The organism is uncultured Stenotrophomonas sp. (assembly GCF_963519125.1).
GTDB lineage: Bacteria > Pseudomonadota > Gammaproteobacteria > Xanthomonadales > Xanthomonadaceae > Stenotrophomonas.
The window spans coordinates 49705-68718 of sequence record NZ_CAUQLJ010000019.1 but is presented as its reverse complement, the minus strand read 5'-3'; the positions used below and the strand labels follow the sequence as shown (position 1 = coordinate 68718).

Here is a 19014-nt window from a genome sequence, read left to right as displayed (position 1 = left end):
ACTGGTATTCGTGGAAATTCATGCGTCACCGTGGGAATAGGAACGACCGCACGCACGGACCGCGGCGGGCCCACTATTGTGGACGACCCAGCCGCGTGGCGCAAAGACACGGGCCCCCGGCGGCCGGCCCGGCCAGTTTTCCAACGCCATTCAGGCAGTTGCGAGCCCCGCCCGCCCCGGCCGCCCGGGTCGTGAATGGGCAAACTGCGCGAGATCGGGCCATACTGGCCGGACCACCGGTGGCATCGGGCCCCTGCCCGAGCGCGCACCCACCGTAGCGCCGAGCTCTGCCCGGCGAGACGCCACCCGACAGCCAGAAGGGGAGTTCCGGCGTGTCACCCAGCGCTTCATTGATCGACCGCATCGAGTCCCTGCCGAAGCGGGAGCTGTACTTCTTCGCCCTGTACCGGGTGCTGATCGCCGCGGTCATCGCCGCGCTGCTGTTCAGCCCGTTGAGCGGCCTGGTGGGCGAATCCAGCCATCCCGAGCTCGCCGCCGTGGTCAGCGTCGGCTACCTGGTGGTCTCGCTGCTGATCCTGGTGCTCGGCCGCAACGACCGCTGGCTGCGCCGCACCGTGGTCACCAGCCTGCTCATCGACATCGCCGCCACCGTCCTGCTGGCCCACGCCCTCCCGGGCGCCAGCGCCGGCCTGTCCATGGCCCTGCTGTTCAACATCGCCGCCGCCGCCACCCTGCTGCCGCTGTCCTGGGGCATGACCATTGCCGTTACGGCGGGCGCCGCTACTGCGGGCGAGTATGCGTGGAACCTGCTGGAAACCGGCCAGCCCACCCGCACCCTGGCCGAGCTGGCCATGTTCATCACCAGCTTCCTGGCCTTGGCCTTCGTCAGCTACCAGGTGGGCAACCGCGCCCGCCGCAACCAGCAGCTGGCCAACCAGCGCGGCGACGAAGTAGCCAACCTGTTCCAGATCAACGAACTCATCATCCGCCGCATGCGCACCGGCGTGCTGGTGGTGGACGCGGCCAACCGCATCACCCTGGCCAACGAAGCGGCCTCCACCCTGATCGGCGACAACGAAGGCAACAGCGGCACCGGCCAGCTTGAACTGGGCAGCGCCGCGCCCGACCTCAGCCGCCGCCTGCAGCGCTGGCGCAACGGCTGGAGCAATGAAGAAACGCCGCTGCAGCTCTCGCCCGACCAGCCCGAAGTGCAGCCCCGGTTCGCCCGCCTGCTGGCCGGCAGCGACCTCACGATCATCTTCCTGGACGACTCCAGCGTGGTCTCGCGCCGCGCCGAGTCGCTCACCCTGTCGGCCATGGGCCGGTTCTCGGCCAGCCTGGCCCATGAGATCCGCAACCCGCTGGCCGCGATCAACTACGCGGCCCAGCTGCTGGAAGAGTCCACCGCCATCGGCGACACCGACCGCCGCCTGCTGCAGATCATCCACCAGCAGTGCCAGCGCACCAACGGCATCGTCGAAAGCGTGCTCGGCCTGGCGCGGCGCGAGCGGGCCAACCCGGAAAACCTGGACCTGGCCGCGTTCGTGCGCCGCTTCGTGCTGGAGTACAAGCAGAGCCTGACCCTGGAAACGGACAGCATCGAGCCGATCATCAACGAGTCTTCGGTGCATGGCCTGGTCGACCCGCGCCACCTGCACCAGATCCTCACCGTGCTGGTCCACAACGCACTCAAGTACGGCCGCACCGGCCAGGAACCCGCCCGGGTGCGACTGCGCGTGGCCCGCCAGGACCGCTCGGCGGTGATCGACGTGATGGACCGTGGCCCGGGCATTCCCGAAACCGTGGCCCAGCAGCTGTTCCGGCCGTTCTTCACCACCTCCGAGCACGGCACCGGGCTGGGACTCTACATCGCCCGCGAACTGTGCCGCGCCAACCAGGCCAGCCTGGAATACGTGTCCGTCCCAGCCGGCGGCGCCTGCTTCCGGCTGGTCCTGCTGGGACCGCACACAATGCTGCCGCAATGACGCGCTACCCTGCGGGCGTCAAGTATTTGTCGTTTTCAACCGCTCTCGGCTATCTTCCCCCCATATGAACGAAAACCGCAGCGCCCTCGTCGTCGACGACGAACGCGACATCCGCGAACTGCTGGTACTGACCCTGGGCCGCATGGGCCTGCGCATCAGCACCGCAGCCAACCTCGCCGAAGCGCGCGAGCTGCTGGCCAGCAACCCCTACGACCTGTGCATCACCGACATGCGGCTGCCCGACGGCAACGGCATCGAGCTGGTCACCGAGATCGCCCAGAACTACCCGCGCACCCCCGTGGCCATGATCACCGCCTTCGGCAGCATGGACCTGGCGGTGGAAGCGCTGAAGGCCGGCGCGTTCGACTTCGTCAGCAAGCCGGTGGACATCGCCGTGCTGCGCGGCCTGGTCAAGCACGCGCTGGAACTCAACAACACCGAGCGCCCCGCCCCGCCGCCGCTGACCAGCGACACCACCGCCCGCCTGCTGGGCGAGTCCGCGGCAATGGACGGCCTGCGCGCCACCATCAGCAAGGTCGCGCGCAGCCAGGCGCCGGTGTACATCCTGGGCGAATCAGGCGTGGGCAAGGAGCTGGTGGCACGCACCATCCACGACCAGAGCGCACGCGCGCAGGGTCCGTTCGTGCCGGTCAACTGCGGCGCCATTCCGTCCGAGCTGATGGAAAGCGAATTCTTCGGGCACAAGAAGGGCAGCTTCAGCGGCGCGCATGCCGACAAGCCCGGGCTGTTCCAGGCTGCGCATGGCGGCACCCTGTTCCTGGACGAAGTGGCCGAACTGCCGCTGCAGATGCAGGTGAAGCTGCTGCGCGCGATCCAGGAAAAGTCGATCCGCCCGGTGGGTTCGGCGACCGAAGTGGCGGTGGACGTGCGCATTCTTTCGGCCACGCACAAGGACCTGGGCGACCTGGTGGAAGACGGACGCTTCCGGCATGACCTGTATTACCGCATCAACGTGATCGAACTGCGCGTGCCGCCGCTGCGCGAGCGTCGCAGCGATCTGCCGCAGCTGGCGGCTTCGGTTCTTTCCCGCCTGGCGCGTACGCATGGGCGGCCTACGCCGCTGCTTGCGCCTTCGGCATTGGAAGCAATGGGCACCTATCACTTCCCCGGAAACGTTCGCGAGCTGGAGAACATCCTGGAGCGTGCACTGGCCCTGGCCGAGGGCGACAGCATTGGCGCCGGCGATCTGCGCCTGCCGCAGCCTGGGGCTGCACGGCAGACCGGTGCTGCGGTTACACACCATGAAGAAGCCGTTGTGGATCTGCCTGCGGGCAGTGGCGCGCTGCCTTCGTACATCGAACAGATGGAACGCACTGCGATCCAGAAGGCTTTGGAAGAGAATCGCTGGAACAAGACCAAAACGGCCGCGCAGCTGGGGATTACGTTCCGGGCGTTGCGGTACAAGTTGAAGAAGCTGGGGATGGATTGAGGGCTGCGATGTGTTGTGCCGCCACGCACCGCGAATGACACGCATGGCGTGTCACTACGCCTTCTCGAACCGCGGTTGACACGCCCTGACACGGTCGCCGAACCGCGTAGCGACACGCCATGCGTGTCCCACGCACCGCCCGATTCCGCGCAAACCCACCGCTATCGCACCACCTGACAGCCAGCCGGACACGCGCGGCGAGTTTTTGCACCTCTAACTGCATGACGTGTACAACCCGTCCTGACCGCAACTCCGTCGCACTTTCGAAAAAACCCGTGCCGCTAGCGACACGTGTTAGGCAATGCCTATCAAAAGCGGCAAAACCAACAGAAACAATCAACTAGTCATCCAAGGGATCGCCGCGCAAGGTGTGCCACGGAGCTTCAAATCTCCATGTAGGCGCAAACTTATGGAACTCCCATGTCGGGAGGGTGGCTAATACAAGACCCCTCAACGGGGGAAATACTCCACGCCGCACGCGCTTACGCGGATTTGAACCTCCCGGCTCCCTTGCCTTACCGGCAAGGGAGATTTCCCCTTGGAGGACCGCCATGCACATATCACGCCACACCCCCATGTTCCCCGAGCTCGGCATGCCTACGGCAGAGCAACCGCGCCACTACACCGTGCGTGCGCACACCTATCCGTGGATGGATACCTTCGACGGCGGCCTCGTGCCCTGCATCGCCGCGCATGGCAGTTGGTTGTACAACGCGGGCTTCAAGCCAGGCGCAAGGGTAACCGTGAAAGCCACCGAGGGCAGGTTGGTATTCGACCTGGTGGACCCACCCAAAGAGCCCCGCCTGCGCCGCTGCAACGGGTTCGAAAAATACATCGCGGACCGCTACGAACCCAAGCCGGGACATGTCATCTGCTACGAACATCCGGGCGTACTCGTCCGCGACCACATCCTCGCCCCCATGGGCGCCTCAACCCAGGACTTCGCCCATGCCATCGGCGTCTCACAGGACCTGGCCGAATGCTTCCTGGCCGGCGACTACGACGTAGACATGGACCTGGCCGAGCGGCTCGCCCCCTTTGCCAGCACCTCGCAATGGTTCTGGTGGGAGCTGCAGCAGAAGTACCTTGCCCCCCGGTAAGGTCGGGCTCAACCGGTCACAGCAGACCCGCGCCGTATCCCGCGAGGTAGAGCCGGGCTCTGCCCGGCTGCCACGACGGCTCAAGCTACATAACGTCTAAAATTCAAAGGCACCAAGCCGCGTCCTCGCAACGAGACCCGGGTTTCCCGCTCTACCAAGACGGTGCGGCAATCGCTCTGACACGCGTCCACAACGCATCCGACATACCGTTCTGCCAAGTTGCCCCGAGTAGCTGTCTAAGTTGCTGGTCATGCCTGCAGGTTGCTTCAATGCGGTCGATAAACCGTTCGCCGTGAGCAACCAGCAGGTCCTCTAGGGGCCCAGCAGCTAGGTTCGACAGGATCAGGTCACTTCCATCCCGACGCCGGATCTCCTCAATCATCTCCCACACCTTCTCCGGATCATCGATGACAGGTTCCTGGACACGGAAAACTGCCCGAAACAACGCTTCGCGTTCCGGCGACTCCCCTGGAAGGCGGTGAAACGCTATCCAGGAAGCAGCGATCTCGACAATGCCTCGCTCTTCAATTGCCATGCTCCCCTAGTCCTCGTCACCAATGCCTACGTCCGCCCGGGCGACGAACTCAATCTCATCATCGGGCCCGCGGTAGTGAACCATACCAACACCTGCGGTTTCGATCATCACGCCGCTCGACAGAAAGCCACCGCCCACCAATTCTTCCCTGGTAAGCCAATCTTCATAACCGCTCAAGCACTCCCACTGGTCGTAATCGCAGACTACGACGCCCTTATCACCCTCAAGAAGAACGGAGTCTCCAATGCGAATCCTGCGTCCATCGCTCACGTAGTTCACAGTACCCTCCAAGCAATTGAGACACGCATCCTCCGGCCGCATCGACTTCCATCCCTTACGGACTCGACACCGCAACACCTGGACGTCGAACGAACAGGCACTCCGTTTACAGTCGGAATGTAGCGGACCGGTACGTGCATCCGCGTGCGTCCCTGACGACGATGGAGTATTTCATTTCACTCGAAGGACGGGGACTTAGAAAGAGCCCGTTCGCACCATACCTGAACTCGTCTCGCTGCCCAGGAAGAATGGTCAGGTGCTTTGTCGGCGGAGGAAACTCATCCAACTGCGGGTTGAAGAGGTGCCAATCATCCCTGCCCGGGGACAACTGCTCAATGTCCGCATACCGGCCGTGAATGTCACGACCTACCTCACTGGCCATCGGAAGTTTCGCGACGGATCCTCCAACGTTATCAACTGAGAAGAGCCCCTCCGGGTATCCGGCCACATGAAGCACGCTGCCTGCATAGACAATCTTCAGATCAGTGCAACTCGCTATTTCATCCCTGATCGTTGTGCAGGACGAAGCACTCATTGCGAGAACTGTCACGAGAACAATGGCCCAAGGCTTCATCCGAACTCCCCTGCGCCCTCACTCTTTCTCCAGCGAAGAGCCAAGGCGATGTGCGACGCTATCAACATAGATGCCGGAAGTGCAGCGACCCACCAATACCTCAGAACCAATGAGCTGACAGCGCATGCTGACAGGGCCTGGCTGTCCCAACAGTTTCCAGAATGCCAGGTGACCAGGAGAGGAAGCGAGACGCTGGTCGTCGCAGCTATCGCCAAGTACGAAGCGATAAACAACCCAAGCCATAGAATCGCGTTCCTCACAGCTGCTCTCCATCGCTATTGTCGTGACTAACCAAACCTGCAGCTACATCCAGCCAAGTCCCAAGCCGTACCCGGGCACTAATCACCCGTCAAATCCACAGCGACCAAATCGCTGTTCCTCCAAGCAACAACGTCCTTCCCAACCTCCAACCCCGGCTGATCCGCCAGCATCTCACGCAACTCAGCGAACTCGCTCCCACCGAGCTGGCCCTTCTCAGCGACCCACTCCCATAGCCTCACCTCCACCTGGTCGATGTCAGCGTAGTAGCAAGGCCCAGAGGTGAACCCCGGATCGAGCAGTCCATCAGCAACGATGTGCTCCTTCTTTGGCACCCAGTGCGGATACAGAACATCATCGCCGCGATACTTGACACGTATTCTTCCAACAGGGATATCACCCCTGCCATCCAAAGAGCAGAGAGCATGAAGAAGCTCAATCAACTCATTCTCATTCACGACTGCGATCTCCGAGCAAGGACTCAGGCTCAAGCATTTCCACGGCCCATCTGAAGGCATTTCTACCCGCCTAGCGAGCAACCAGCTCCGCTGCACGCGCTCGCACCTCAATCAGTCCGTCCTGCAGGTACAACCACACAATCCCGCGTCTGGCGTCGACGTGTACGTTCTGGACATTTCCGTACCTGCCTTCGGGCCGGGAAAGGTTTCTCCCGTCCAGCGTCAGTACGCAACTTGTGCATCTGGACAGCCGGAGGACGGCACCGCGGCGCTCACTGACACCTTCTCCGCTGGGTAGCTGAAGTGCAATCGTGCAGCGCGCGGTGTTTGTCGAGACTTCAATGTTGGAGAGCACAGAGAACGCGAGATCCCAGGTCTCCAGATCTCTGAAGGAGCCGGCAAGAACGTTCCCTTCATGACCATTGAAGACTGAAGGTGGCAACTCGCTTGGCTCAAGGGACTGAGACTTGGATGCCACCTCCAACAACCCGCCGCAGAGGTAGAGCCTGGCGACATTCTCTTCGGTGTCCACCCGGCAGTTCATGACTGTCCCGGCGAATGCATTGGAGGCCAGTTTCGGAAAGTCCATGCGGACAGTCGCCCTGTCCATTGATTGGACACTCAGGAATGCCGGGGTTCGGCCGCCTGAAGCCATCGTCTCGTAGATGGATAGACCCACACTGAGGTTTCGGTCCGCCGCCGAGTACCGAACGTCACCAATGAGTGCGTCATGGAACTCAAGCCCGTTGATTCCTTCAAGATCTGCAAGCCTTTGCATAGTCATCGCATCCCGCTGCCCGTTTTAACTGCGTCAGCCACAACTCAAGCCCGTCGACCACCGTCGTCAGACCGATCCTTCCGGTTCCCGCAGGAACTCCAAGGCTACCTCATTCCCCGCTGCAGCAGCTTTCCGAATCAGCCGCAGCCCCGCTTCTTCGTCCTTGGTAACGCCCATTCCACGGAGCAGCGCGAAACCGTACTCATACTCGCCTGGCGGGTAGCCGCGAGCTGCGGCGGCACCCATGAAGCTCATGGCGAGGCCCGGATCCAACGGAAGCCTGTCCCCGAAAAGGTGGTACATGCCCAGGGTGAACTGCGCGGGCGCATACGCTTTGCCTGCTGCCTCAGCCAAGAGGCGCAGGTGGCGCGTCTCGAACTCGCTGCTGCCCTCGCCGGGGTAACTCGACATCGACGACAGGTAGATGTCCTCAGGGTTGCCTGACTCGACAAATGGCGCCAGCAGCAGTTCAATACCGTGCCAGTCATTTAAGGCTACCAGCCGATCATACTCACTGGTGAGTTCTGTTGGGAGACTACTCATCTGACTACTTTTCTCCACGACGTGACGCCTTTTTGCGCCGTGCAGCGCCATTAGGTCCCAGATGGGAGCGTGCAATCACGAACAGGGCCAGCGCAGCGCCGGTGACTACCCACCCCCAGCCAATGAGTCGATGAGCCGCGACCTCTCCGAACAGCAGCCTCAAAGAACTATTCATCTGGCAGTCCGTCCTACAGGGAACTGCTTCTGGAGGAACACCTGTCATCATGAGTAACCCGTATGCAATCCACACGAGTCCCAGGAGTGTGCCGAAGACATCGACAAAACGCTTCACCGTTGTCTCTCATTATGCATAAGGAAATTCTTCATACCGCATTAGGGCCCAGCAGGGCGCATCTCACTCAGTCAACCAAAAACCACAATTGACGTTGTCTATAAGCACCCGATGTCCCGTACGTTGATCCAGGGCACGGACAATGGTGTAGTCGATGTAACCGAAATGGTTCCAATCGAAGAATTCGATGAACTCGATCTGATCCAGTTCTTCAACAGGAACGAGCTTAGGACTGTCCCAATAGGTGTTTCCGTCCGCCGCTGTGGTTCCGAACTGTATAGGAACCTCAGTGGACGGCAGTCTTGGCCTAACCTTCAACCTTGCGACTGGCCCATCTCCGTAGGTATCTGCGGCATCGTCTCCGTCGAGCACAATGCTCCGAAGCAGCTCCCGCTCGATGCGGAGGAACGACTCCTCCACAGCTACATCCAGAACATACTCGCCTGGCATCATGTAAAGGTTCCAGATATGTCTGCTCGCCTCTTTGAATCGGTGCATCTCGGACGTAACGTTGCGCATATCTGCCGCCTTGCACTGTGTACGTGATTGTGGCTCATTCGCTCCGGGCCTGAGTAGGGGCAGCCGAGTAGTCCAGCTCCTTCACAACAGTCCCGCTCTTGTCGTACCACCGCCATACACCGGCTTCCTCGCCCATGTCGTACTGACCTCGCACATGGACATAGCCGTCTTCCCAGGCAACAAAAGGCCCGCGCATGATCTTGCAGGCTTGGTACCCTCCCGACTCCGACCACGCTCCGTACTGTCAGGGCCGGTGGAACGAGGCCGGTGACGGTCCTCCAAAGACTAGTCGCTTGCCCCGTAGACATAGACGCGAAGCTTCGTCTCTGCGTCCAGCCTTCGGCCAAGCTCTTCCGCCAAGTCGAGACCATCAAGCACCTGGTCTTCCAACCAAACTGATCCGATTCCAAGAGCGACTGAATCCCCAACCGCCGCGACAGGAAGGAACACAGCTGGTCCAGTCGCTGCTACCTCGATCAGTGCCAGCAGTTCACCTACATACGGGGTGTGCGGTCGGTCTACGTACCCCGTGACGTTGGCGTATGGGTCGTTTGGCGAAGAGTAGAGCGAAAAGTCCACATACACTTTCACTACCACCCCCAAGCGCAACCAGAATCCGGGAGAGAAGCTTAGCTCACGATTGGTTTAAGCACGACCTCGAAGAACCCAGGGCCTACTATCACCTGAAACAACTCGACCGTCCAAGAGTCTCCAGCCCTCTCACCGAGCTCAGTCAGCAGAAGGGCGAGCGAGCGCGGATCGACATTCATGCGGAAATGCTGGGTAGCACCTGCCCACCAGTCGGCAAGCCGCTCCACGTCTTGCGGACTGTACTGTAGACGACGAGTAGCATCGGCCACCTCCTGCAAAATGACGTTGGGAGCATAGTTGGCAAGTGCGCAGTCTTCGAGCCTTCCAGTAAGACTACCAAACTTACCATCGAGATCCAGATCCCAACGGCTTTCTGGCTGGAACGGAATCTCGCCGACGCCGAGCAGCTCTAACGACCCAATCACTACGAGCACCACTCCTTCGCCCAGTGCGGCGTGAGCGTCGTCGCTGAAACCGCAGGCCATTTCACGAATCAGGGCCGCCTTCAGAGCCCACTTCTGATCCCGAGAAAGTACCGAATGGCCGGCTGTAGACCTCACAAGCCTGCAAAGGTCCGTTGACTCTGTTTTATCCAGCCTCGGCGTCAGATCCTTCATTAACTTGTCAAAGGTCGCCGCCATTCTGGTATGGGAGAGATTCACTTGGTGGTAGTCACTGACCCGCGAAAGAATGGCCGATGCGGCGCGTCTAGCGACGTTCTTCGTCTGCTCCAGTGAGGCCTCTCCACCGTTCCACTGGCCCAACGAGACGATCCAGGACGCGAACCAATCGGTAGAGAGCAGGAAGATGACGTCGTCCGCTTCTTCAAGATCATCCAGCAATTCAGCCTCCTCGCGGCAGGCTGCCATCCATTCTTACCCTATGCGCGTCCACGAACTATCAAGAGGCCACTCGATTTACTCTCTGTCTTCCAATCCACAAGCTACGAGATCCTCACGCGCCTCTATGCAGGGCTGGCCCGCAAAACCCTGGCGCACTGGCCAGGCTGCGCGCGACTGCATAGGCTTGCCCTGCGCTGGGTCGCAGTCAGATTGCTAACGAAGACACCACCGCCCTACTACCAGTGAGTCTTTCGACCAGCCTCATCTTCAAGCCAATCGACACCAACGATTGATCTTGCAAAGGCACTTGCCAGCTCAGTAGCTTGCTGCGAATCGATGCCTGCTATCTCGACCTCTTTGTTCAAGAAAGGCGTTACCGAAACACGACACCGATACTCCCCTACCCCGGCTACGCGGTCGGGCGATGATACTCGTATGGATGTACGCAAACACTCGTCTGCGCGGATTGCGAAACCCTCGATACAGATCAACCATTCTGTTGACATCAGTTGTTCCAGGTATTGAGCGGAGGAATCGGACGCCGTGACAGGCATGCAGCATATCGTCCGCATGCCTGTGCATAGCAGCGCGCTCCGGCCACTGCGCAGCGCGTCCTTGCAACTCCTCGTGTGTTATCTAGCCAGGCTCTCGACGAGTGCCAACGCGTCTGATGCAGACTGCCCAATGATTGGGCCCCGCTCGGGTAGGAAGGGGGAATCGGACGATGTCAATTGATCTTAAAAACGTACATGTTTACGGCCGCAACTCCAGTCGCCTTATCTGCATAGATGATGGTGACTGGAATCGGGTCGCCTGAATTGCATGTCCAAGGCGCAGGGGCCGAGCGCAGGACCGTCGCAATTCCATTGGCCGCAATCGACATGCAGCCCTTTGGGCGATAAATGAGCTTTGATGACCCTGTGACGTCTGTTATGGCGCCGGCAGGATTCACTAGCTTGACGGTGAGCTGGAACGAAGCGCCTTTGGTCACGCCCGCCTGGGCTATCCCCGCGGCTCCAGAGACATGGTTGGCCCTTGCGTCCCCTGAGGGATTCGACAACTCCCATTCGCCAATGAGCTTCGCCGTAGGGGTCGATGCCTTGAGGCTCCAGGTTGGCCTTCCGTCCTCTTGAGCACCTGCAGGAAGTGCTGTAGCGGCCATGAGCATGAACGTCAGCCCAAAGTGCTTAGTCATCGCAGATCGCATACCTAAATCCATTTATGGCGGCTTGGCACCGGTGCCGCGTTCCGTGTGGCGCGCCTCAGCGCCGGCGGGAATGATGACATGCACCGGTACAGCAATATGCAACTGGCTTCACACTTCAAAAGCCCCCCATCTACGTGACCTGCTGTGCACTAAAGGCGCTGGTCAAGCGTCTGTCAGGTCCAACGGCACGCCGGCACGTGGCCGTATTTGCCCGCAGTGGGGATGCACGCCCAAAGTTGAGCGTCTTCCTGCGTGTAACTCGCTCTCAGCCAAATACGATAACAAGTGTCCGGGCAACAGTCTGGAGCCAGCCTCACAAGCGAAGAGCCCCGCAATCGCGGGGCCCCATGTCCACCTGACCCGCGGCAAGCGTGTCGCCAGCGTCAGGTCCGGCACCCCGACGGCACGTGCCTGTTCTCGCCCGCGGCTCTGACGCACGTCCAGCGAATGGCATCATTTTGCGCGAAGCTCGGCCGGAGCAGAAGCGTTACTCCCCCGGCTACCGGCGTGGTAACGACGGTGAGGACCCCATTCCCGGTGCACGTCATGGACACCACGTTGTGGGAACCCACAGTCTGGTCCTCTACCCCCGAACAGGCGGTAGCGTCCAGCGCGTTTGCGTTGTTGATGTTCTCACCGACGGTTACCTTCGGGCCGGAGGCGATAAGCAACGCCTCTGACACTCGTGCCCTGATCGTATAATCCTGATAGGCAGGTAACGCTATCGCTGCCAAGATGGCAACGATCGCCACCACGATCATCAACTCGATGAGGGTAAACCCCTTCACAATCTTCACCACTCGACTCCCCGGTCGGCTGCTCACCTTACCAGCAAGCACGTTTCGTGCCATGTCCAGGCAGATCAGTCTTTGGTAACGCGATTGATCTCAGCAAGACTGGTCGTACCCGCAGCGGCCTTCACCAGCGCAGACTGGCGCAGATCCCTGATACCGGCACGCTGGGCAGCCTCGGCAATCTGGATGGCATTACCTCCCTCCAAGACTATTACCGATATCTCCTCGCTCATCGGCATCACCTGGTAGATACCCGTACGGCCCTTGTAGCCTTCCGTGCATTCCTCGCAGCCAACCGGCTCGTATAGGGTGACGCCCGCATCCAACTGCGCCTGCGTGAAGCCCTCGGCAAGAAGCGCATTGTCCGGCAGGTCGACCGGGCGTTTACAGTTGCTGCACAGCCGACGTGCCAGTCGCTGGGCGATGACCAGAGTGACCGAACTGGTAATGTTGAACGGTGCGATACCCATGTTCATCAAACGCGCGATGGTCTGCGGGCCGTCGTTGGTGTGCAGGGTGGAAAGCACCATATGACCCGTCTGCGCGGCCTTGACGGCAATTTCAGCGGTCTCCAGATCCCGGATCTCGCCGACCATGATGATGTCTGGATCTTGACGCAGGAATGAGCGGAGCGCGGCGGCGAAGGTCATGCCCCGCTTTACGTTCTGCTGCACCTGGTTCACGCCCGGAAGGCGGATTTCGACCGGATCCTCGGCCGTTGAAATGTTGCGGGTTTCGTCGTTGAGAATGCCCAGCGCGGTGTACAGCGAAACGGTCTTGCCCGAACCGGTGGGGCCGGTGACCAGCACCATGCCGTAGGGCTTATGAATGGCATCCAGGAACAGCTTTTGTTGGTCGGGTTCATAGCCAAGCTTGTCGATGCCCAGCTTGGCTGCACTTCCGTCCAGAATACGCAGCACGATCTTTTCGCCGAACAGGGTCGGCAAGGTGCTGACGCGGAAGTCGATCTGCTTGGTCTTGGACAGGTTTAGCTTGATGCGTCCGTCCTGGGGGACGCGCTTTTCCGCGATGTCCAACTGAGACATGACCTTCAGGCGGGCGGCGATGCGCTGACTGAGCTTGACGGGCGCCTTGGCCACGTTTTTGAGCAGGCCGTCGATACGGAACCGCACGCGGTAGTCGTCTTCGTAGGGCTCGAAGTGGATGTCCGAGGCGCCCTTACGGATGGCGTCCACCAGCACCTTATTGACGAACTTGACCACAGGAGTGTCGTCGCCCTTGGCATCCACGCCTGATTCTGCGCTTCCGCCGTCTTCATCGCCGACGGAAACATCCAAGTCGCCCATGCTGTCGTCGTCGCCGCCCAGCGAACCGCCAAGAGTATCGTGCTTGGCCTGCCACTGCTCCAACGTACGCTTGATCTGGTCTTCATCGACCAGAATCGGTTCCACCACCAGATTGGTGTGGAACTTGATCTCGTCGAGCGAATGGGTTGGGTCGCTGGTACCTACAAACAGCTTGCCACCGCGTTTGAACAGCGGAAGGACATGGTGCTTGCGCAAGAGCTCTTCGCTGACAAGGTTGATCGCGCTCTGCGCGCTGTCGAACACGCCAACATCCAGCAGCGGCATGCCGAACTCCAGCGCATTGGCCGCTGCCAGTTGGGCAGCAGTGACCAGCCTTTTCTCTGCGAAGTACTGCGGTAGCGGCTGTTTGGCGGCCCCTGCCTTCGCCATTGCGTCGCGCGCAGCTGACTCTTCCAGTGCGCCATCCTGGACGAGACGACGGGCAATGCCGGTGATACCTACAAGGTTGGCGGTTATAGCGTTCATCTGTGGGCTCCCGGACGATCTTCAAGCATGCAATAGCGTAACCTACCGCAAAAAAAACCCCGCATGCGCGGGGTTTTTCTTTCGGCAACGAACCGTCAGCTGTTACGGACGGCACTCGGCCGGACGATACTTGGCGGCCAGCGTACCGGTCTTGCAGGTCCAGGTGACGTTGGTTGCCGGCGGCGTGCCAGCGACCAGGGTCGGGGCCGGAATGAAGATGATGGTGCCAGCGCCAGCCTTCGCGGCGGTGGTCAGGGTGATCTGACCATTGCCAGCATCAACTTCCACCGAAGCGACGTTGTCAGTCGCGGTCGGCTCAATGTAGCCACTGTCGAAAGCATTGCCGGTGGAAGCGTTCTCAACGACGCTAACCTTGGCAGCCGAGACCAGGCCCATGCCTTCAGCAACGCGCGAACGGACGGTGTAGTCCTGGTAAGCCGGCAGTGCAATGGCGGCCAGGATGGCGATGATCGCGACAACGATCATCAGTTCGATGAGGGTAAAGCCCTGCTGCTTCTTCATTGTGTACATCCCCTAGAGGTAAGTAAGTAACGAACACCGGTGCGAGGCCTGGCCGGCGGACCGGCTGAGCAAGGCTGGACGCCCGTGCGGATGGTTCATAGCAGGTTGCGTGCCAAGTGCTCAGCAATGCTCCCCAGCATTTCCCCGGCGCAATGATGGCAGCAATCTCCAGAATTGGAACCCCTCTCACAACAAAGTGCGACCTGACCGGCATTGTGACCCTCTGCGTCACCTTGTGACAGATCCAGACCCTGCCACAGGTCACGGATTGCCGTGCAAGAGGGATGCCACTCCGCCCCGGAACCGGCTACCATTCGGCGAGAAGCCCGCCTGGGGAAGGCGAGGCCGGGGAGCCTTACATGTCTGTCAGCCGTAGTGCGATCAAGAAAGAGCCCGTGGCGCGTAGCACCATGGAGCTGCAGCCGTTTGTCTGGGAGGGGACCGACAAGCGGGGTGTGAAGATGAAGGGCGAGCAGGTGGCGAAGAACGCCAACCTGCTGCGTGCCGAATTGCGCCGCCAAGGGATCATGCCCGGGGTGGTCAAGCCCAAGCCCAAGCCCCTTTTCGGTGCAGCCGGAAAGGCAGTCGGGTCAAAGGATATTTCCTTCTTCAGTCGCCAGATGGCGACCATGATGAAGTCCGGCGTGCCGATTGTGAGCGCCTTGGAGATCATCGGCAGCGGGCACAAGAACCCGCGCATGAAGAAGCTGGTAGACGGCATCCGCGCCGATATCGAGGGCGGCTCATCGCTTTATGAGGCGATCAGCAAGCACCCGGTGCAGTTCGATGAGCTTTATCGCAACCTGGTTCGAGCTGGTGAGGGCGCAGGTGTGCTTGAGACGGTTCTGGATACGGTCGCGACTTATAAGGAGAACATTGAAGCCCTGAAGGGCAAGATCAAGAAGGCGCTGTTCTATCCGGCGATGGTTGTTGCAGTGGCGATCATCGTTAGCGGCATCCTGTTGATCTTCGTAGTTCCGCAGTTTGAAGAAGTTTTCGCCGGTTTTGGCGCTGAATTGCCCGCCTTTACCCAGATGATCGTCAACCTCTCACGCTTCGCGGTGTCTTACTGGTGGGTAATGCTGCTGGGCGCAATCGGTGCGTTCGCCGGCTTCATATACACATACAAGCGCTCTCCCAAGCTGCAGCACACCATGGATCGCCTGATCCTCAAGGTGCCGGTGATCGGCGAGATCATGAATAACAGCGCTATCGCCCGCTTCGCCCGCACCACGGCCGTGACCTTCAAGGCAGGTGTGCCGTTGGTCGAAGCCCTGGGCATCGTGGCTGGCGCTACCGGCAACAAGGTCTACGAAGAAGCGGTGCTGCGCATGCGCGACGACGTGTCGGTCGGCTATCCGGTCAATATGGCCATGAAGCAGGTCAACATCTTCCCGCATATGGTCATCCAGATGACCGCCATCGGCGAAGAGGCCGGCGCGCTGGACACCATGCTGTTCAAGGTGGCCGAGTACTTCGAGCAGGAGGTCAACAATGCCGTGGACGCCCTGAGCAGCCTGCTGGAACCGATGATCATGGTGTTCATTGGTACCATTGTCGGCGGCATGGTGATCGGCATGTACCTGCCCATCTTCAAACTCGGCGCCGTCGTCGGCTAAGGTAAACATGGCATTTCTTGACCAGCATCCCGGCCTCGGCTATCCCGCCGCGGCCGCACTGGGGCTGTTGATCGGCAGCTTCCTCAACGTCGTCATCCTGCGCCTGCCCAAGCGGCTGGAGTGGCAGTGGAAGCGTGACGCCCGCGAGGTGTTGGAGCTGCCGGACATCTACGAGCCACCACCGCCCGGGATCGTGGTCGAGCCGTCGCACTGCCCGCATTGCAAGCACAAGCTGTCCTGGTACGAGAACATCCCGCTGTTCAGCTGGCTGGCCCTGCGCGGCAAGTGCCGCCATTGCCATGCGCCGATCTCCAAGCAGTACCCGCTGGTGGAACTGGTCACCTCGCTGTTGGTGGTGGCCAGCGTCTGGCAGTTCGGCTTTGGCTGGCAGGGCTTTGGCGCGATCGTGCTGAGCTGCTTCCTGGTGGCCCTCTCCGGGATCGACCTGCGCACCCAGCTGCTGCCCGACCAGCTCACCCTGCCGCTGATGTGGCTGGGGCTGATAGGCAGCATCGACAACCTGTACATGCCGGCGAAACCGGCGTTGCTGGGCGCGATTGCGGGCTATCTGCTTCTATGGACCGTGTGGTGGCTGTTCAAGCAGATCACCGGCAAGGAAGGCATTGGCCACGGCGATTTCAAGCTGCTGGCCGCGCTCGGGGCCTGGTGCGGGTTGAAGGGCATCCTGCCGATCATCCTGCTGTCGTCGGTGGTCGGGGCGATCATTGGTTCGATCTGGCTGTATTCGCGTGGTCGCGACCGTGCCACGCCGATCCCGTTCGGGCCGTACCTGGCCATTGCCGGCTGGGTCGTCTTCATGTGGGGCGAGCCGTTGATCAATGCGTACCTGCGGATGTCCGGCCTCCGCTGAGGACACCCCGATGAGGGCACGGCGATGAGCCAGTTCGTGGTGGGATTGACCGGCGGCGTGGCCGCCGGCAAGAGCGAAGTGAGCCGCCGGTTCGAGGCGCTGGGCATTGTGGTAGCCGATGCGGACGTGGCCGCCCGCGCGGTGGTGGCGCCCGGTAGCGAGGGGCTGGCGCGGATCGTTGATCATTTTGGTTCCGGGATCCTGCTGGCCGACGGCCAGCTGGATCGCGCTGCGTTGCGCGGGCGGATTTTTGCTTCGGCGCAGGAGCGGCAGGCGTTGGAGGCTATTACCCACCCTGCGATCCGGGCGCTGCTGCGGCGGACCTGCGAGGAGGCTGGGAGCCCGTATGCGATTGCTGCGATTCCGCTGCTGACCGAAGCCGGTGGCCGGCAGCACTATCCGTGGTTGAACCGGATCCTGGTGGTGGATGCGCCGGTGGCGGTGCAGCATGCGCGGTTGATGCTGCGGGATGGGTCGACGGCGGAGTTGGCGGATCGGATGATCGCGGCGCAGGCCAGCCGTGAGGAGCGGTTGGCATTGGCCGATGATGTGGTGGTGAATGATGGGCACCCGGAGCAGTTGCAGGCCGAGGTGGAGCGGTTGGATGCGGTGTACCGTTTGATGGCGTAGGGACACGCCGCGCGTGTCCGACGTAGACCATGGTCGTTCGTTTGCGGCGAACGCGGCCCGGGTGTCCGTGGGACACGCGTGGCGTGTCGCTACGCGGGGGAGAACGTCAGCGTCGCCACCACGCCTCGCTCTTCGCCTGGCCTTACATTCACCTGCCAGCCGTACAGGTCGCACAGGCGGCTGACGATGGACAGGCCGATACCGCCACCCTGCGAGTGGCCTGCATGGGTGCCTCGGTAGCCGCGCTGGAACAGTTTGGCCGCGTCTTCGGCGCTCAGGCCGGGGCCGCTGTCGATCACTTCCACCCGGTTGTCGGTGACGCGCACGCGGACCGAGCCTTCCTGCGAGTACTTCACGGCGTTGCCGATCAGGTTGCCCAGGGCCACTGAGAGCGCCGATTCGGGCGCGTCGATGACCAGTTCGCGGTCGCCTTCCAGGATCAGTTCGAGCGGCTTGCCGCCGAGCTGGGCGCGGTGGGCGTCGAGCAGCTGCTCGGCGACGCGGGCGACGTTGCTGCTGCCCTGCCCGCGCTCGTTGCGCGAGAGCAGCAGCAGCGAGCCGATCAGGTCGGTGCACTGCTGTTCGGCACGCTGGATGCGCTGCAGGCGCTGCAGGACCTTGGGATCGAGGTCGGGCCGGGTCAGCAGCAGCTCGGTGGCGCCGCGGATCACGGCAAGCGGGGTACGCAGTTCGTGGCTGACGTCGGCGTTGAATTCGCGGTCGCGCTGGACCACTTCGGTCAGGCGCGCGGAGTAATCATCCAGGGCCTGGGCCAGCTGACCTACCTCGTCGTCGGGGAAGCGCGGGGCCAGGGGCTCCGGCTCGCTGGTGCCGCCGCGATAGGCGCGCAGCCGCGCGGCCAGGTCCGAGACCGGCTTCATCACCTTCGAGGCCGACCACCAGCCCAGCACCAGCGACAAGGCGCTGAACAACAGCACGGAGAAGAACAGCGCGCGGTTGAGCTGCCCTGCCCCGCGCAGGCTTTCGGTCATGTCGTATGCGAGGAAGAACCAGGCATCGGGGGATTTCCGGACGGCAAGCTTGTACGAGAACGGCTCGTTGTGCTCGTCCACGCCACTGAGCTGGTAGTTGCCCGTGGCAAACGCCGCCCACTCCGGCCGCTCTTCGCGCACGCGGTCGAACTTGTCACTGGGATAGACGAATGCACGGATCTGCTGCACGGGGATGGACGGAGTGCGCCCTGGGCTCTCGTAAAACCGGCGCGCGAATTCGTCGATGTTGCGGTTCATCACATCTTCGACGAGCTGGTTCTCCACCCGGGCCCGCGCCCAGTTGGTGGCAAACGCGAACAGCGTGGTCAGGCAGAAGCCCAACAGCACGAACGACACGATGATGCGGCTGCGCAGCCGGCGCCGGTACGGCGCCCGGCGGCGGTTTCCCCTGTCGCTCACC

General features: G+C 61.4%; 18 protein-coding genes. 6 read left to right on the top strand and 12 right to left on the bottom strand.

The features are described 5' to 3' along the window. Positions 1 to 332: 332 nt before the first annotated feature. The 3 genes from RYM47_RS15600 (at position 333) to RYM47_RS15590 (ending at position 4496) form a co-directional block, all read left to right on the top strand. Positions 333 to 1946, top strand: a complete 1614-nt coding sequence (locus RYM47_RS15600; protein WP_315388976.1) for a HAMP domain-containing sensor histidine kinase — start codon at positions 333 to 335, stop codon at positions 1944 to 1946. Between the two features lie 64 nt (positions 1947 to 2010). Next, entirely contained in the window at positions 2011 to 3396 is a 1386-nt protein-coding gene (locus RYM47_RS15595) for a sigma-54 dependent transcriptional regulator (protein ID WP_315388974.1), read from the top strand. A gap of 575 nt (positions 3397 to 3971) precedes the next feature. Next, positions 3972 to 4496, top strand: coding sequence for a hypothetical protein (locus RYM47_RS15590; RefSeq protein WP_315388972.1), 525 nt, complete (start codon positions 3972 to 3974; stop codon positions 4494 to 4496). 151 nt (positions 4497 to 4647) lie between these two features. Here the strand turns inward: RYM47_RS15590 and RYM47_RS15585 are convergent, their stop codons facing one another. The 11 genes from RYM47_RS15585 to RYM47_RS15535 all read right to left on the bottom strand — a co-directional run bounded on the left by RYM47_RS15585 (position 4648) and on the right by RYM47_RS15535 (position 14481). Then, on the bottom strand, positions 4648 to 5031 hold the full coding sequence (locus tag RYM47_RS15585; RefSeq protein ID WP_315388971.1) for a DUF6869 domain-containing protein: 384 nt from the start codon (positions 5029 to 5031) through the stop codon (positions 4648 to 4650). Between the two features lie 6 nt (positions 5032 to 5037). Continuing rightward, entirely contained in the window at positions 5038 to 5310 is a 273-nt protein-coding gene (locus RYM47_RS15580; RefSeq protein ID WP_315388970.1) for a hypothetical protein, read from the bottom strand. A gap of 912 nt (positions 5311 to 6222) precedes the next feature. Next, positions 6223 to 6600, bottom strand: coding sequence for a hypothetical protein (locus tag RYM47_RS15575; RefSeq protein WP_315388968.1), 378 nt, complete (start codon positions 6598 to 6600; stop codon positions 6223 to 6225). Positions 6601 to 6670: 70 nt separating this feature from the next. Next, the gene (locus tag RYM47_RS15570) at positions 6671 to 7378 is read right to left on the bottom strand and encodes a hypothetical protein (RefSeq protein ID WP_315388966.1); all 708 of its coding nucleotides are present in this window, start codon (positions 7376 to 7378) and stop codon (positions 6671 to 6673) included. Positions 7379 to 7444: 66 nt separating this feature from the next. Further along, complete coding sequence (locus RYM47_RS15565) at positions 7445 to 7921, bottom strand: hypothetical protein (RefSeq protein WP_315388964.1); 477 nt, start codon at positions 7919 to 7921, stop codon at positions 7445 to 7447. A 355-nt stretch (positions 7922 to 8276) separates the two neighbouring features. After that, the gene (locus tag RYM47_RS15560; protein WP_315388963.1) at positions 8277 to 8732 is read right to left on the bottom strand and encodes a hypothetical protein; all 456 of its coding nucleotides are present in this window, start codon (positions 8730 to 8732) and stop codon (positions 8277 to 8279) included. A gap of 629 nt (positions 8733 to 9361) precedes the next feature. Then, entirely contained in the window at positions 9362 to 10192 is an 831-nt protein-coding gene (locus RYM47_RS15555) for a hypothetical protein (protein WP_315388961.1), read from the bottom strand. A 700-nt stretch (positions 10193 to 10892) separates the two neighbouring features. Further along, entirely contained in the window at positions 10893 to 11360 is a 468-nt protein-coding gene (locus RYM47_RS15550) for a hypothetical protein (RefSeq protein ID WP_315388959.1), read from the bottom strand. 395 nt (positions 11361 to 11755) lie between these two features. Next, positions 11756 to 12169 carry a pilin gene (locus tag RYM47_RS15545; RefSeq protein ID WP_315388957.1) on the bottom strand — a complete coding sequence of 138 codons (414 nt, stop codon included), beginning with the start codon at positions 12167 to 12169 and terminating at the stop codon, positions 11756 to 11758. Between the two features lie 65 nt (positions 12170 to 12234). Then, positions 12235 to 13959, bottom strand: coding sequence for a type IV-A pilus assembly ATPase PilB (gene pilB / locus RYM47_RS15540; RefSeq protein WP_315388955.1), 1725 nt, complete (start codon positions 13957 to 13959; stop codon positions 12235 to 12237). Positions 13960 to 14061: 102 nt separating this feature from the next. Next, positions 14062 to 14481, bottom strand: a complete 420-nt coding sequence (locus tag RYM47_RS15535) for a pilin (protein ID WP_172448096.1) — start codon at positions 14479 to 14481, stop codon at positions 14062 to 14064. Between the two features lie 359 nt (positions 14482 to 14840). Between RYM47_RS15535 and RYM47_RS15530 the strand changes: the two genes are divergently transcribed. Genes RYM47_RS15530 through coaE form a run of 3 tightly spaced genes read left to right on the top strand, consistent with a single transcriptional unit; the run spans position 14841 to position 17601 of the window. After that, positions 14841 to 16100: a type II secretion system F family protein gene (locus tag RYM47_RS15530; protein WP_315388953.1), complete on the top strand. Its 1260-nt coding sequence runs from the start codon at positions 14841 to 14843 to the stop codon at positions 16098 to 16100. Positions 16101 to 16107: 7 nt separating this feature from the next. Continuing rightward, a complete protein-coding gene (locus RYM47_RS15525; protein WP_315388951.1) occupies positions 16108 to 16971 on the top strand; it encodes an A24 family peptidase in 864 nt (287 codons plus the stop codon). Between the two features lie 24 nt (positions 16972 to 16995). Then, on the top strand, positions 16996 to 17601 hold the full coding sequence (coaE, locus tag RYM47_RS15520; protein ID WP_315388950.1) for a dephospho-CoA kinase: 606 nt from the start codon (positions 16996 to 16998) through the stop codon (positions 17599 to 17601). Positions 17602 to 17690: 89 nt separating this feature from the next. Here the strand turns inward: coaE and RYM47_RS15515 are convergent, their stop codons facing one another. After that, positions 17691 to 19013 (bottom strand): HAMP domain-containing sensor histidine kinase, encoded by a 1323-nt coding sequence (locus RYM47_RS15515; protein WP_315388949.1) that lies wholly within the window; start codon positions 19011 to 19013, stop codon positions 17691 to 17693. Position 19014 lies beyond the last annotated feature (1 nt).

Coding starts and splice junctions, on each gene's coding strand:
- RYM47_RS15595 (WP_315388974.1), top strand. CDS start 2,011: ATGAACGAAAACCGCAGCGCCCTCGTCGTCGACGACGAACGCGACATC.
- RYM47_RS15590 (WP_315388972.1), top strand. CDS start 3,972: ATGTTCCCCGAGCTCGGCATGCCTACGGCAGAGCAACCGCGCCACTAC.
- RYM47_RS15585 (WP_315388971.1), bottom strand. CDS start 5,031: ATGGCAATTGAAGAGCGAGGCATTGTCGAGATCGCTGCTTCCTGGATA.
- RYM47_RS15570 (WP_315388966.1), bottom strand. CDS start 7,378: ATGCAAAGGCTTGCAGATCTTGAAGGAATCAACGGGCTTGAGTTCCAT.
- RYM47_RS15565 (WP_315388964.1), bottom strand. CDS start 7,921: ATGAGTAGTCTCCCAACAGAACTCACCAGTGAGTATGATCGGCTGGTA.
- RYM47_RS15560 (WP_315388963.1), bottom strand. CDS start 8,732: ATGCGCAACGTTACGTCCGAGATGCACCGATTCAAAGAGGCGAGCAGA.
- RYM47_RS15555 (WP_315388961.1), bottom strand. CDS start 10,192: ATGGCAGCCTGCCGCGAGGAGGCTGAATTGCTGGATGATCTTGAAGAA.
- RYM47_RS15550 (WP_315388959.1), bottom strand. CDS start 11,360: ATGACTAAGCACTTTGGGCTGACGTTCATGCTCATGGCCGCTACAGCA.
- pilB (WP_315388955.1), bottom strand. CDS start 13,959: ATGAACGCTATAACCGCCAACCTTGTAGGTATCACCGGCATTGCCCGT.
- RYM47_RS15535 (WP_172448096.1), bottom strand. CDS start 14,481: ATGAAGAAGCAGCAGGGCTTTACCCTCATCGAACTGATGATCGTTGTC.
- RYM47_RS15530 (WP_315388953.1), top strand. CDS start 14,841: ATGTCTGTCAGCCGTAGTGCGATCAAGAAAGAGCCCGTGGCGCGTAGC.
- RYM47_RS15525 (WP_315388951.1), top strand. CDS start 16,108: ATGGCATTTCTTGACCAGCATCCCGGCCTCGGCTATCCCGCCGCGGCC.
- coaE (WP_315388950.1), top strand. CDS start 16,996: ATGAGCCAGTTCGTGGTGGGATTGACCGGCGGCGTGGCCGCCGGCAAG.